At 68.3% G+C, this 14,162-nt stretch carries 10 protein-coding genes and 1 tRNA gene; 10 read left to right on the top strand and 1 reads right to left on the bottom strand.

Going from position 1 to position 14,162, the window contains the following annotated elements; translation table 11 throughout:
* Positions 1–305 precede the first annotated feature (305 nt).
* From dnaA to IG54_RS0109650, 9 genes are all read left to right on the top strand, one after another.
* Positions 306–2,252: a chromosomal replication initiator protein DnaA gene (gene dnaA / locus IG54_RS0109690; protein WP_030780015.1), complete on the top strand. Its 1,947-nt coding sequence runs from the start codon at positions 306–308 to the stop codon at positions 2,250–2,252.
* A 965-nt stretch (positions 2,253–3,217) separates the two neighbouring features.
* Positions 3,218–4,348 (top strand): DNA polymerase III subunit beta, encoded by a 1,131-nt coding sequence (gene dnaN, locus IG54_RS0109685; protein ID WP_030780013.1) that lies wholly within the window; start codon positions 3,218–3,220, stop codon positions 4,346–4,348.
* 89 nt (positions 4,349–4,437) lie between these two features.
* Positions 4,438–5,313 (top strand): phosphogluconate dehydrogenase (NAD(+)-dependent, decarboxylating), encoded by an 876-nt coding sequence (gene gnd, locus IG54_RS0109680; protein ID WP_030780011.1) that lies wholly within the window; start codon positions 4,438–4,440, stop codon positions 5,311–5,313.
* A gap of 52 nt (positions 5,314–5,365) precedes the next feature.
* Positions 5,366–6,487: a DNA replication/repair protein RecF gene (gene recF / locus IG54_RS0109675; protein WP_030780008.1), complete on the top strand. Its 1,122-nt coding sequence runs from the start codon at positions 5,366–5,368 to the stop codon at positions 6,485–6,487.
* Positions 6,484–7,041 carry a DUF721 domain-containing protein gene (locus IG54_RS0109670; RefSeq protein ID WP_030780005.1) on the top strand — a complete coding sequence of 186 codons (558 nt, stop codon included), beginning with the start codon at positions 6,484–6,486 and terminating at the stop codon, positions 7,039–7,041. The genes recF and IG54_RS0109670 overlap by 4 nt, the downstream gene beginning before the upstream one ends.
* 264 nt (positions 7,042–7,305) lie before the next feature.
* Positions 7,306–9,375 (top strand): DNA topoisomerase (ATP-hydrolyzing) subunit B, encoded by a 2,070-nt coding sequence (gene gyrB, locus IG54_RS0109665; RefSeq protein ID WP_030780002.1) that lies wholly within the window; start codon positions 7,306–7,308, stop codon positions 9,373–9,375.
* Positions 9,376–9,418: 43 nt separating this feature from the next.
* Positions 9,419–12,022: a DNA gyrase subunit A gene (gene gyrA / locus IG54_RS0109660; protein ID WP_030779999.1), complete on the top strand. Its 2,604-nt coding sequence runs from the start codon at positions 9,419–9,421 to the stop codon at positions 12,020–12,022.
* Positions 12,023–12,040: 18 nt separating this feature from the next.
* Positions 12,041–12,700, top strand: coding sequence for a DUF3566 domain-containing protein (locus IG54_RS0109655; protein WP_078593910.1), 660 nt, complete (start codon positions 12,041–12,043; stop codon positions 12,698–12,700).
* Positions 12,701–12,831: 131 nt separating this feature from the next.
* Positions 12,832–12,905: transfer RNA gene (locus tag IG54_RS0109650), tRNA-Ile, on the top strand.
* 185 nt (positions 12,906–13,090) lie between these two features.
* Here IG54_RS0109650 and IG54_RS0109645 read toward each other — a convergent pair.
* A complete protein-coding gene (locus IG54_RS0109645) occupies positions 13,091–13,423 on the bottom strand; it encodes a DUF6344 domain-containing protein (protein WP_030779992.1) in 333 nt (110 codons plus the stop codon).
* A gap of 314 nt (positions 13,424–13,737) precedes the next feature.
* Between IG54_RS0109645 and IG54_RS42875 the strand changes: the two genes are divergently transcribed.
* Entirely contained in the window at positions 13,738–13,866 is a 129-nt protein-coding gene (locus IG54_RS42875; RefSeq protein ID WP_003999697.1) for a DLW-39 family protein, read from the top strand.
* Positions 13,867–14,162: the final 296 nt, after the last annotated feature.

Raw genomic sequence — 14,162 nt, 5'->3', positions numbered from 1 at the left:
CGAGAAGCTCGCGAATACGCACCGAGTGCACCGCTTCACAATCACAGATCGTGATCTTTGCCCATCGGAGGCAGGCGGCAGCAGCCATCGACAACTCGACCTGGTCACGGTACGCGGGACTACGCCATCCGGTCAAACCGACCGCTGAAGGGAGACACTGTGCACAGCCTGTGGACAACAACTTGAACCGCAGCCGTCGCCCTGACTACCTTGGCTGAACTCCGATTCGTTCCCTTCCCCCTCCCCATCCCGATTTCCGTCCCAAGAACCACACCTTCGTGGGACCCCGTGAGAGAGCGTGCCCTGTGGCTGACGTACCTGCCGATCTTGCCGCAGTGTGGCCACGAGTTCTGGAACATCTGCTGGGTGAGGGGCGGGGTCAGGGCGTCGAGGCGAAGGACGAGCGGTGGCTCAGGAGCTGCCAGCCCCTGGCGCTGGTCGCCGACACCGCGCTGCTCGCCGTCCCGAACGAATTCGCCAAGGGCGTACTCGAAGGGCGTCTCGCGCCCGTGGTCAGCGAGACCCTGAGCCGCGAGTGCGGCCGCCCGATCCGCATCGCCATCACGGTCGACGACTCCGTCGGCGAGCCGCCGGGTCCGCCCGCGCCGCCGATGCAGCACCAGAACGGCCAGCAGCAGCAGTCGCACCAGCAGCGCTACGAAGAGCCCGAGCTGCCCTCCGGGTCCGGTCAGGGGCGCGACTCGTACGACGGCTACGGGCGCCGCTCCTCGGACGAGCACCAGGCGGGCTCCCGCTCCGATCAGATGCCGTCCGCCCGGCCCGCCTACCCGGACTATCAGCGGCCGGCCCCGGGCGCCTGGCCGCAGCAGCAGCCGCCCCAGGACGACTACGGCTGGCAGCAGCCGCGGCTCGGCTTCCCCGAACGCGATCCCTACGCGAGCCCGGCCCAGCAGCCGCAGCACGACTACCGCTCGCAGCCGCCGCAGGAGCGCTCGCCGTACGAGCAGCAGCGCTCCGAGCAGCAGGACCGGCGCGAACGCCACGACATGCCCGACTCGTCCGGCGATCACCGGGGCCATCGCGATCCCCGCGATCCCCGCGATCACCGTGACCCTCGGGACCCTCGTGACCACCGGGGCAATGCCGGGCACGGCGGCCACGGAGTGCACCGGGGCGGTCCGGTGGGCCCCACCTCGTCGAGCGGCGCCCCCGGGCCGCTGGCCGCGCAGCCGGCGCCCGCGACGGGCCCCGGCGAGCCGACCGCGCGGCTCAACCCCAAGTACCTCTTCGACACCTTCGTCATCGGTGCGTCCAATCGCTTCGCGCACGCGGCCGCGGTCGCCGTCGCCGAGGCGCCCGCGAAGGCCTACAACCCGCTCTTCATCTACGGGGAGTCCGGGCTCGGCAAGACGCATCTCCTGCACGCGATCGGGCACTACGCCCGCAGCCTGTACCCCGGCACGCGCGTGCGGTACGTCAGCTCCGAGGAGTTCACCAACGAGTTCATCAACTCCATCCGCGACGGCAAGGGCGACAGCTTCCGCAAGCGCTACCGCGAGATGGACATCCTGCTGGTCGACGACATCCAGTTCCTCGCGGACAAGGAGTCGACGCAGGAGGAGTTCTTCCACACCTTCAATACGCTCCACAACGCGAACAAGCAGATCGTGCTCTCCAGCGACCGGCCGCCCAAGCAGCTGGTGACCCTGGAGGACCGGCTGCGCAACCGCTTCGAGTGGGGACTGATCACCGACGTCCAGCCGCCCGAGCTGGAGACGCGTATCGCCATCCTTCGTAAGAAGGCGGTGCAGGAGCAGCTGAACGCCCCTCCGGAGGTGCTCGAGTTCATCGCGTCGCGGATCTCGCGGAACATCCGTGAGCTGGAGGGCGCGCTGATCCGGGTCACGGCGTTCGCGTCGCTGAACCGACAGCCTGTGGACCTGGGGCTCACGGAGATCGTCCTCAAGGACCTGATCCCGGGCGGTGAGGACGCGGCTCCGGAGATCACGGCGACGGCCATCATGGCCGCGACCGCCGACTACTTCGGGCTGACGGTGGACGACCTGTGCGGATCCTCGCGCAGCCGCGTCCTGGTGACGGCCCGCCAGATCGCCATGTATCTGTGCCGCGAGCTGACCGACCTCTCCCTGCCGAAGATCGGGGCGCAGTTCGGCGGCCGGGACCACACGACCGTCATGCACGCGGACCGCAAGATCCGCGCGCTGATGGCCGAGCGGCGCTCCATCTACAACCAGGTCACCGAGCTGACCAACCGCATCAAGAACGGCTGACAGCCGCCGCGACACGCCGCTGAGGGCGCCCCGGGACAACTCCTGGGGCGCCCTTTTTCGTTGCCCACGCGCGCGTGGAGCCCGGCCTTTTCGTTGCTCACGCGCGCGTAGAGCCCGTTCCGAGCGCGCGGGGACCGGTCAGGAACCGCACAGGGATGTCGTACGAGCAGGCCTATCTGTTCGATTCCCCCTGTTCAGACGGGGGTTCTCCACAGATGTTCGAACTTTTTCGCTTCCACACCCTGGGGACTGGAAAGTTGTCCAGACGCTGTCCACAGGGGACGCTGCTGAGAGATCATCAGGCCTGGTCAGCTGGTTGTGGATTCGTGGACGAAGACTGTCCACAGGGTGTGGATGAAAATTTCTTCCACAAGGTGTGCACGACGTTGTCCACCGGCGGCCCACAGGATCGGGCGCGTTGTCCCCAGCTTTCCCCAGCTTCTCCACACGGCTGTCCACTGTTCGGCAACGTGACGCGCCCACTCACCGGGTCGAGTGAAAGGCGTCACACCAAGGTGGTCGGTTGGCCTGTGGGGAAGCTGGGTAAAGCTGGGGACAGCGCTGGGGAGAAGTGACCCCTGCCTGTGCATCGGGTGTGCAGAACTTTCGCCCGTCCACAGAAACACCCGGTTGTCCACGGGCTCCGCCCACAGGCTCAGTGGATAAAAAACCGGCACTGACCAGCGCATTCGCGGTTATCCACGGTTTCCACAGCCCCTACTACTACTCCCAACTAGAGAGACCGGGGAAATGGTTTCGAAGCTGGGGCTGTGCACAACTCTCGCTCCGGGCCTCCGAGACCGCTCGCCACGACTTGACCCCGACAGGCACCGACTGTCAGTGCCGTGCGTCAGACTGGACCCCGGTGTCCCTCCCACGGCATGGCTGAGAGGCACCGAGTCAGACGACGAGGGCCACAGGCCCAGCGGGCGAGAGCAGCCAGCAACAGCAGGAGGGCGGCTTAGGTGAAGATCCGGGTTGAACGCGACGTACTCGCGGAGGCGGTGGCCTGGGCGGCGCGCAGCCTCCCGGCCCGGCCGCCTGCGCCCGTCCTCGCAGGCCTGCTGCTGAAGGCCGAGGAAGGCGCACTGAGCCTGTCGAGCTTCGACTACGAGGTCTCGGCGCGCGTCTCGGTGGACGCCGAGGTGGACGAGGAAGGCACGGTCCTCGTGTCCGGCCGGCTCCTCGCGGACATCTGCCGCGCGCTCCCCAACCGCCCGGTGGAGATCTCCACAGACGGTGTACGGGCGACGGTGGTCTGCGGCTCCTCGCGATTCACACTCCACACGCTTCCTGTGGAGGAGTACCCCGCGCTGCCGCAGATGCCGACCGCCACCGGCACCGTCCCCGGTGAGGTCTTCGCCTCCGCCGCCTCCCAGGTGGCCATCGCCGCGGGCCGCGACGACACGCTGCCCGTGCTGACCGGCGTACGCATCGAGATCGAGGGCGACACGGTCACCCTGGCCTCCACCGACCGCTACCGCTTCGCGGTCCGCGAGTTCCTGTGGAAGCCGGAGAACCCCGAGGCGTCCGCGGTCGCCCTGGTCCCCGCCAAGACGCTCCTGGACACCGCCAAGGCGCTCACGAGCGGCGACACGGTCACCCTGGCGCTGTCCGGCTCGGGCGCGGGCGAGGGTCTGATCGGTTTCGAGGGCGCGGGCCGGCGTACGACCACGCGTCTCCTCGAAGGCGACCTGCCGAAGTACCGCACGCTGTTCCCGACCGAGTTCAACTCGGTGGCCGTCATCGAGACCGCCCCCTTCGTGGAGGCCGTCAAGCGCGTGGCCCTGGTCGCCGAGCGGAACACCCCGGTGCGGCTCAGCTTCGAGCAGGGCGTGCTGATCCTGGAGGCCGGCTCCAGCGATGACGCACAGGCTGTGGAAAGGGTCGACGCCCAGCTCGACGGCGACGACATCTCGATCGCCTTCAACCCGACGTTCCTGCTCGACGGCCTGAGCGCGATCGACTCCCCGGTCGCCCAGCTGTCGTTCACGACCTCCACGAAGCCCGCGTTGCTGAGCGGCAGGCCGGCCGTGGACGCCGAGGCGGACGACGCCTACAAGTACCTGATCATGCCGGTACGTCTGAGCGGCTGAGCCCACAGGTGTGTGCGTGCGTCCGGGCGTAGGCTCGGACGCAGGTACGAAAGTGCCGTAACGCCACGTCGCTAGTGAAGGAACCACTGATGGAGCTCGGTCTCGTCGGCCTCGGCAAGATGGGCGGCAACATGCGCGAGCGCATCCGCCGCGCAGGTCACACCGTCATCGGATACGACCGCAACCCGGACCTCGCGGATGTCCACAGCCTGGAAGAGCTTGTGGGCAAGCTCAAGGGCCCGCGGGTGGTGTGGGTGATGGTCCCCGCCGGGGCCGCGACGCAGTCCACCGTCGACGAGCTGTCCGAGCTGCTCCAGCCCGGCGACGTCGTCGTCGACGGCGGCAACTCCCGCTGGACGGATGACGAGAAGCACGCCGAGGAGCTGAGGGCCAAGGGCATCGGCTTCGTCGACTGCGGTGTCTCCGGCGGCGTCTGGGGCCTGGAGAACGGCTACGCGCTGATGTACGGCGGCGACACGGACGACGTTGCCAAGGTGCAGCCGATCTTCGACGCGCTGAAGCCCGAGGGCGACTTCGGCTCGGTGCACGCGGGCAAGGTCGGCGCGGGCCACTTCGCGAAGATGGTCCACAACGGCATCGAGTACGCGATGATGCAGGCCTACGCCGAGGGCTGGGAGCTGCTGGAGAAGGTCGACTCGGTCACGGACGTCCGTGAGGTCTTCCGCTCCTGGCAGCAGGGCACGGTCATCCGCTCCTGGCTGCTCGACCTCGCGGTCAACGCCCTGGACGACGACGAGCACCTGGAGAAGCTGCGGGGCTTCGCGGCCGACTCGGGAGAGGGCCGCTGGACCGTCGAGGCGGCCATCGACAACGCCGTGCCGCTGCCGGCGATCACCGCCTCCCTCTTCGCCCGCTTCGCGTCCCGCCAGGACGACTCGCCCCAGATGAAGATGATCGCCGCGCTGCGCAACCAGTTCGGCGGCCACGCGGTCGAGAAGAAGTAATCCACAGCCTGTGCGTCGAGCACGGGCTTGCCGGGGGAGGTCGGCGCACACCATGCACGTCACGCATCTGTCGCTGGCCGACTTCCGCTCCTACGCCCGGGTCGAGGTCCCTCTCGATCCGGGCGTCACCGCGTTCGTGGGCCCGAACGGACAGGGCAAGACGAACCTCGTCGAGGCCGTCGGCTATCTCGCCACGCTCGGCAGCCACCGGGTCTCCTCGGACGCCCCGCTGGTGCGCATGGGTGCCGAGCGGGCCGTCATCCGGGCCAACGTCAGGCAGGGCGAGCGGCAGCAGCTGATCGAACTGGAGCTGAACCCCGGCAAGGCCAACCGCGCCCGCATCAACCGGTCCTCGCAGGTCAGGCCGCGAGACGTGCTGGGGATCGTCCGTACGGTGCTGTTCGCGCCCGAGGACCTCGCGCTGATCAAGGGCGACCCCGGGGAACGGCGGCGCTTCCTCGACGAGCTGATCACCGCGCGTTCCCCGCGCATGGCGGGTGTCCGGTCCGACTACGACCGTGTCCTCAAGCAGCGCAACACCCTCCTGAAGTCGGCCGCCCTCGCCAGACGCCACGGCGGGCGCTCCATGGACCTGTCCACACTCGACGTCTGGGACCAGCACCTCGCGCGCGCGGGCGCCGAGCTGCTGGCTCAGCGGCTCGACCTGATCTCGGCGTTGCAGCCGCTGGCGGACAAGGCGTACGAGCAGCTGGCGCCCGGCGGCGGGCCGGTCTCCCTGGAGTACAAGCCGTCCGCGCCCGGTGACGGTCACACGCGCGAAGCGCTGTACGCACAGCTGACCGCCGCCCTGGAAGAGGCCCGCAAGCAGGAGATCGAGCGGGGGGTCACGCTGGTCGGCCCGCACCGCGACGATCTGCTGCTCAAGCTGGGCCAGCTCCCCGCGAAGGGGTACGCCAGCCACGGTGAGTCCTGGTCCTACGCACTGGCGCTGCGCCTGGCCTCGTACGACCTGCTCAGGGCCGAGGGCAACGAACCGGTGCTCGTCCTCGACGACGTCTTCGCGGAGCTGGACGCGCGCCGCAGGGAGCGGCTCGCGGAGCTGGTGGCCCCCGGAGAGCAGGTGCTCGTCACGGCGGCCGTGGACGACGACGTCCCGGCCGTGCTCGCCGGTGCGCGGTACGCGGTGGCGGAGGGCGCGGTGGAGCGCGTATGAGCGCCGAGGAGCCCGCCCAGAACAATCCCAAGGACGCGGGGCCGCCGAAGACGCCCGAGCCGTCCGGCGTCGACCTGGCGCGGGTCGCCCTGCGTGCCGCCAAAGAACAGGCACGCGCGCGTGGAGACGCCGCTCAGCAGAAGAAGCAGGCCCGTCGTGGCGGGCTGCGGTCCGGCGCGCGGGCCGATGGGCGCGATCCGCTGCCGCTCGGCTCCGCGATCAACCGGCTGATCACCGAGCGCGGCTGGGAGACCCCGGCCGCGGTCGGCGGGGTGATGGGCCGCTGGCCGCAGATCGTCGGCGACGACCTGGCCAAGCACTGCGTCCCGCAGAAGTACGACGAGGACGAGCGCGTCCTGACCGTGCAGTGCGACTCGACGGCCTGGGCCACGCAGCTGCGCCTCATGGCCCCGCAGCTGGTCGCCCGCCTCAACGAGGACCTGGGCCACGGCACCGTGCGCCTCATCAAGGTGCTCGGCCCCGGAGGCCCCCCGCGCCGCTTCGGACCCTTGCGCGCCCCGGGCAGCACGGGCCCCGGCGACACCTACGGCTGAGACCGCCGACGACGGTCGCTGGGGGTTGACGGCTCGAAGCGCTGAGTGCCGCTGTGAGCCCTCTGGAGCCCCGTTCCGCATATGGGGAGTCGGCCGAGTCCGGTTCAGGGCGGCACATGAGGACTCAGGTACCGGCAAGCCCCCATCAATGTCAGTGCTACCGGTAGACTGGAAGCTAATCCCGCCTCATTCGTGGGACGCACCGAGCAACGCTGACTATCGCTGAACGACGCAGCCGCTCCGGCACCGCCGGGAGCTTGGCTTGTGCTGTGCCAGAAAGGGCGCTTCGTGGCCGATTCCGGCAACCCCAACGAGAACATCCCGTCCACCGCCGCCGGCGAGAACGGCGAGGTCAACGCCTCGTACGACGCCAGCGCGATTACCGTCCTCGAGGGTCTGGACGCGGTCCGCAAGCGACCGGGCATGTACATCGGCTCGACCGGTGAGCGTGGCCTGCACCACTTGGTGCAGGAAGTCGTCGACAACTCCGTCGACGAGGCCCTCGCCGGGCACGCGGACTCGATCGACGTCACGATCCTCGCCGACGGCGGCGTGCGCGTCATCGACAACGGCCGAGGCATTCCGGTGGGCATCCACCCCGTCGAGAAGAAGCCGGCCGTCGAGGTCGTGCTCACCGTGCTGCACGCGGGCGGCAAGTTCGGCGGTGGCGGTTACGCCGTCTCCGGTGGTCTGCACGGCGTCGGTGTCTCCGTGGTGAACGCGCTCTCCACCAAGCTCTCCGTCGAGATCAAGACGGACGGCTACCGCTGGACGCAGGACTACAAGAGCGGCGCCCCGACCGCGCCCCTGGAGCGTCACGAGGCCACCCAGGAGACCGGCACCTCGGTCACCTTCTGGGCCGACGGCGACATCTTCGAGACCACCGAGTACTCCTTCGAGACGCTGGCGCGGCGTTTCCAGGAGATGGCGTTCCTCAACAAGGGTTTGACGATCAAACTCACTGATGAGCGCGAGTCGGCCAAGGCCACGGCGGGTGCGGACTCGGCGGAGGCGACCGACGACGAGGCCGCCGAGGCCCGCACGGTCACGTACCACTACGAAGGCGGCATCGTCGACTTCGTGAAGTACCTCAACTCCCGCAAGGGTGAGGTGATCCACCCGACCGTCATCGACGTCGAGGCCGAGGACAAGGAGCGTCTGCTCTCGGTCGAGATCGCGATGCAGTGGAACTCGCAGTACACCGAGGGCGTGTACTCCTTCGCGAACACGATCCACACGCACGAGGGCGGCACCCACGAAGAGGGCTTCAGGGCCGCGCTGACGGGCCTGGTCAACCGCTACGCGCGCGAGAAGAAGCTGCTGCGCGAGAAGGACGACAACCTCACGGGTGAGGACGTCCGCGAGGGTCTGACGGCGATCATCTCGGTGAAGCTGGGCGAGCCCCAGTTCGAGGGCCAGACCAAGACCAAGCTGGGCAACACCGAAGCGAAGACCTTCGTACAGAAGGTCGTGCACGAGCACATGACGGACTGGTTCGACCGGCACCCGAACGAGGCCGCGGACATCATCCGCAAGGGCATCCAGGCCGCCACGGCCCGTGTCGCCGCCCGCAAGGCGCGTGACCTGACCCGCCGCAAGGGCCTCCTGGAGACGGCTTCCCTGCCGGGCAAGCTCTCCGACTGCCAGTCGAACGACCCGACGAAGTGCGAGATCTTCATCGTCGAGGGTGACTCCGCCGGTGGCTCGGCGAAGTCCGGCCGCGACCCGATGTACCAGGCGATCCTGCCCATCCGAGGCAAGATCCTGAACGTCGAGAAGGCGCGCATCGACAAGATCCTGCACAACCAGGAAGTCCAGGCCCTCATCTCGGCCTTCGGCACCGGTGTGCACGAGGACTTCGACATCGAGAAGCTCCGCTATCACAAGATCATCCTGATGGCGGACGCCGATGTCGACGGCCAGCACATCAACACGCTGCTCCTGACGTTCCTCTTCCGCTTCATGCGGCCGCTGGTCGAGCACGGGCACATCTACCTGTCGCGCCCGCCGCTGTACAAGATCAAGTGGTCGCGGGACGACTTCCAGTACGCGTACTCCGACCGCGAGCGCGACGCCCTGGTGGAGATCGGCCGACAGGCCGGCAAGCGCATCAGGGACGACTCGGTCCAGCGCTTCAAGGGCCTCGGCGAGATGAACGCCGAGGAGCTGCGCATCACGACGATGGACCAGGAACACCGCGTGCTCGGCCAGGTCACCCTGGACGACGCGGCACAGGCCGACGACCTCTTCTCGGTGCTGATGGGAGAGGACGTGGAGGCACGGCGCTCGTTCATCCAGCGCAACGCCAAGGACGTCCGCTTCCTCGACATCTGAGTCGGCCCGTACAAGCCGCACCTCGAAAGGACTTTGACCAGCAATGGCCGACGAGAACACCCCTGTGATGCCCGAAGAGGAACCCACCGTTCCCGGTGTGGGCATGCGCGTCGAGCCCGTCGGGCTCGAGACGGAGATGCAGCGCTCCTACCTCGACTACGCGATGTCCGTCATCGTGTCCCGCGCGCTGCCCGACGTACGGGACGGCCTGAAGCCCGTCCACCGCCGCGTCCTGTACGCGATGTACGACGGCGGCTACCGCCCCGAGAAGGGCTTCTACAAGTGCGCCCGCGTCGTCGGCGACGTCATGGGCACGTACCACCCGCACGGCGACTCCTCCATCTACGACGCCCTGGTGCGCCTCGCCCAGCCGTGGTCGATGCGGATGCCGCTGGTGGACTCCAACGGCAACTTCGGCTCCCCGGGCAACGACCCGGCGGCCGCCATGCGGTACACCGAGTGCAAGATGGCGCCGCTGGCCATGGAGATGGTCCGTGACATCGACGAGGACACCGTCGACTTCACGGACAACTACGACGGCCGCAACCAGGAGCCGACGGTCCTCCCGGCCCGCTTCCCGAACCTGCTGATCAACGGCTCGGCGGGCATCGCGGTCGGCATGGCCACCAACATCCCGCCGCACAACCTCCGCGAGGTCGCGGCGGGCGCGCAGTGGGCCCTGGAACACCCCGACGCCTCGCATGAGGAGCTGCTCGACGCCCTCATCGAGCGCATCAAGGGCCCCGACTTCCCGACCGGCGCCCTCGTGGTGGGCCGGAAGGGCATCGAGGAGGCCTACCGCACGGGCCGCGGCTCCATCACGATGCGCGCGGTCGTCGCGGTCGAGGAGATCCAGAACCGCCAGTGCCTGGTGGTCACCGAACTCCCCTACCAGACCAACCCCGACAACCTCGCGCAGAAGATCGCCGACCTCGTCAAGGACGGCAAGGTCGGCGGCATCGCCGATGTCCGCGACGAGTCGTCCTCGCGCACCGGCCAGCGTCTGGTCATCGTCCTCAAGCGGGACGCGGTCGCCAAGGTCGTCCTGAACAACCTCTACAAGCACACCGACCTCCAGTCGAACTTCAGCGCCAACATGCTGGCCCTGGTCGACGGCGTGCCGCGCACCCTCTCGCTGGACGCGTTCATCCGCCACTGGGTCACGCACCAGGTCGAGGTCATCGTCCGGCGTACGAAGTTCCGGCTGCGCAAGGCCGAGGAGCGGGCGCACATCCTGCGCGGCCTGCTCAAGGCCCTGGACGCCATCGACGAGGTCATCGCGCTCATCCGGGGCAGCCAGACCGTCGACATCGCGCGCGAGGGCCTCATGGGCCTGCTCGCGATCGACGAGATCCAGGCCAACGCCATCCTCGAGATGCAGCTGCGCCGCCTCGCCGCTCTGGAGCGCCAGAAGATCGTCGCCGAGCACGACGAACTCCAGGCGAAGATCAACGAGTACAACTCGATCCTGGCCTCCCCGCTGAAGCAGCGCCAGATCATCAGCGAAGAGCTGGCGGCGATCGTCGACAAGTTCGGCGAGGACCGCCGGTCCGCGCTCGTGCCCTTCGACGGCGACATGTCCATGGAGGACCTGATCGCCGAAGAGGACATCGTCGTCACCATCACGCGCGGTGGCTACATCAAGCGCACCAAGACGGAGGACTACCGCTCGCAGAAGCGCGGCGGCAAGGGCGTGCGCGGTACGAAACTGAAGCAGGACGACATCGTCGACCACTTCTTCGTATCGACGACGCACCACTGGCTGCTGTTCTTCACCAACAAGGGACGCGTCTACCGCGCCAAGGCGTACGAGCTTCCCGACGCCGGACGCGACGCCCGCGGCCAGCACGTGGCGAACCTCCTCGCCTTCCAGCCGGACGAGCAGATCGCCGAGATCCTCGCGATCCGCGACTACGAAGCGGTGCCCTACCTGGTGCTCGCCACCAAGGGCGGCCTCGTCAAGAAGACGCCCCTGAAGGACTACGACTCGCCCCGCTCGGGCGGTGTCATCGCCATCAACCTGCGCGAGACGGACGACGGTTCGGACGACGAGCTGATCGGCGCCGAGCTGGTCTCGGCCGAGGACGACCTGCTGCTCATCAGCAAGAAGGCCCAGTCGATCAGGTTCACCGCGACGGACGACGCGCTGCGCCCGATGGGCCGCGCCACATCGGGTGTGAAGGGCATGAGTTTCCGCGACGGCGACGAGCTGCTCTCGATGAATGTCGTCCGGCCCGGTACGTTCGTGTTCACCGCCACCGACGGTGGGTACGCGAAGCGGACCAATGTCGACGAATACCGCGTCCAGGGTCGCGGTGGCCTCGGTATCAAGGCTGCCAAGATCGTGGAGGACCGCGGCGAACTCGTGGGCGCTCTGGTGGTCGAGGAGACGGACGAGATCCTCGCCATCACGCTGAGCGGTGGTGTGATTCGTACGCGAGTCAACGAGGTCAGGGAGACGGGCCGTGACACCATGGGCGTCCAACTGATCAACCTGGGCAAGCGCGATGCCGTTGTCGGCATCGCTCGTAACGCCGAGGCCGGGCGCGAGGCCGAGGAAGTCGACGGGGACATCGTCGTCGACGACCCGGACGGCGGCGAGCCGGCTGCCGGTACGGACGAGGGCACGGATTCCTCGGCCGAGTAGCGCGAGGAGTGAGTCATCGTGAGTGGAGCCACGGGCGCCGGGGCAAAGCGGACCGGCACTACCGGTACGGACGGTGCCCGTGGCTCCGCCACTGATGCACAGGACTCCGAGTCTCATGGATCCCAGGGGGGGACTGTGACGGACACCCGAGACGTCGACACGGAGGGTGGGGCGTTGCCCGGGGAGCGCCCGTCCCAGCAGCAGGCGTCCCAGCCGTATCACCCGCCGCAGGCGTACCAGCAGGGCGCCGGTGGCGCGCAGACGGGCACGGTGCGCAAGCCGCGGACCGGGGTCCGCACGGTGCCGCGTACGCGCAAGGCGCGGCTGCGCGTCGCCAGGGCCGACCCGTGGTCGGTGATGAAGGTCAGCTTCCTGCTCTCCATCGCGCTCGGCATCTGCACGATCGTCGCGGCGGCCGTCCTGTGGATGGTCATGGACGCGATGGGCGTCTTCTCGACGGTGGGCGGCACGATCTCCGAGGCGACGGGCTCGAACGAGTCCAACGGCTTCGACCTCCAGTCCTTCCTGTCGCTGCCGCGCGTCCTGAGCTTCACCGCGATCATCGCGGTCATCGACGTCGTCCTGGCCACGGCGCTGGCGACGCTCGGCGCGTTCATCTACAACCTCTCCGCGGGCTTCGTGGGCGGCGTCGAGCTGACGCTGGCCGAGGACGAGTAGCGGCGCTTTTTCCGGGCCATGGCCCCGGTTCGCCCCTGGCGCTGACCCCGCGCGGGTATCGATTTTGGGACTGGCCCGCAGGTGCGCTAATCTTCAGGGGTCAGCGCGCGGGACACACACCGCAGCGCGGCGGGGCTATAGCTCAGTTGGTTAGAGCGCATCCCTGATAAGGATGAGGCCACAGGTTCAAATCCTGTTAGCCCCACAGTGGCTTTATGCCAGGTCGGAAGGCCGGTAGATCTCCAGGATCTACCGGCCTTCCGCGTTGGGTGACCTTGTTACCCCGCCGCTACCCCGTCTCCCCGTGGCTTGCTGGTGTGCCTGCCCGCGCGAAGGCCCCCAGCCGGTGTGGCTGGGGGCCTTGGGAAGTTCTGGGGGGTGCCGCCCGGGTTACGGCTCCGCGGCGAGTCCTGGCTCATGGGTGGTGGTCCCGGCCTCGGCTTCCGTGTCCGTGGGGGGCAGGTGCCGGCAGCTGGGGGATGAGCCGTGGGCCTCGGCGCGGATGCGCTGCTTCATCGTCGGGGGCAAGGACCGTTCGTACGCCGCCGTCCAGAGGGCCGCCAGGGCCTGTGTGGGCGCGCACTCCGTGGCGTTGCGTGCGTTCGTGGTCTCCTGTACCGCCGTGGCCGCGGTGGCCGTCGTGGTGAGTCCCAGCGCGGCGAAGAGCGCGAGGAAGGCGGTGACGATCGTGGTCCACAGCTTCATGGCCTGGTTGCCGGTCATGACCCCTCAATTCGGGTTGGGCGATTTGCGTACTTTCCTCATGATGTGTATGCGGGACCGAGAGTGGTGGACCGACGCTCGCGTCGCGTCGATGTTCAGATGAACACCACCCGGATGGCCTCAAGGGGGCCGAGAAAGGGCGAGGGCGGCGAAAATCACAGTGGGCGGCCGGGCATGTGGAGCGCCGAGGTCCGTTTCGACTGCTGTGTGAGGGGCCGGAGTTGGGGGCGGATCCAGGTCACCGATCGATATCGATCGGTGTGTATAGTCGGGCGCCAGAAGTCCCCTACGTCAAGGAAAGACGAGGTCGCGCGGTGAAGAAGCTTCTCCTGGTCGCACTGGCCGCCATCGGCGGGCTCCTCGTGTACCGCCAGATCCAGGCGGATCGCGCCGAGCAGGATCTGTGGACGGAGGCGACTGACTCCGTGCCCACGGGTTCGTGAGTCATCGACACCAGTCACTTCACAGGCCCCGGTCGCTTTTGCGGCCGGGGCTTTGTGCTGTTCGGGCGGGGCCTTGTGTTGTGCGGGGCCTTTGGCGGGAGGGGCGCGGTCCGGTCCGTTCGCTTGCGTGAATGATGTGGTTGCGTAAGCGAATGAAGGTGTGGGGGGGCGGTGCGGTTGCGTCGGTGGCCTGTACGTGGTGGTGTCCGCGAGGCGTCGGGCGGGCAGGACGGTCGGGACGGGCGGGACGGGGCAGGACCGCTGGGCTCGCGACGAGGGGTGGCGCGTGATGGGGC

This window comes from Streptomyces sp. NRRL S-920 (assembly GCF_000717945.1).
In the GTDB taxonomy this organism is placed as follows: domain Bacteria; phylum Actinomycetota; class Actinomycetes; order Streptomycetales; family Streptomycetaceae; genus Streptomyces; species Streptomyces alboniger.
Note: the sequence above shows the minus strand (reverse complement) of the source record. Positions and strands in the feature narration are given on the sequence as shown.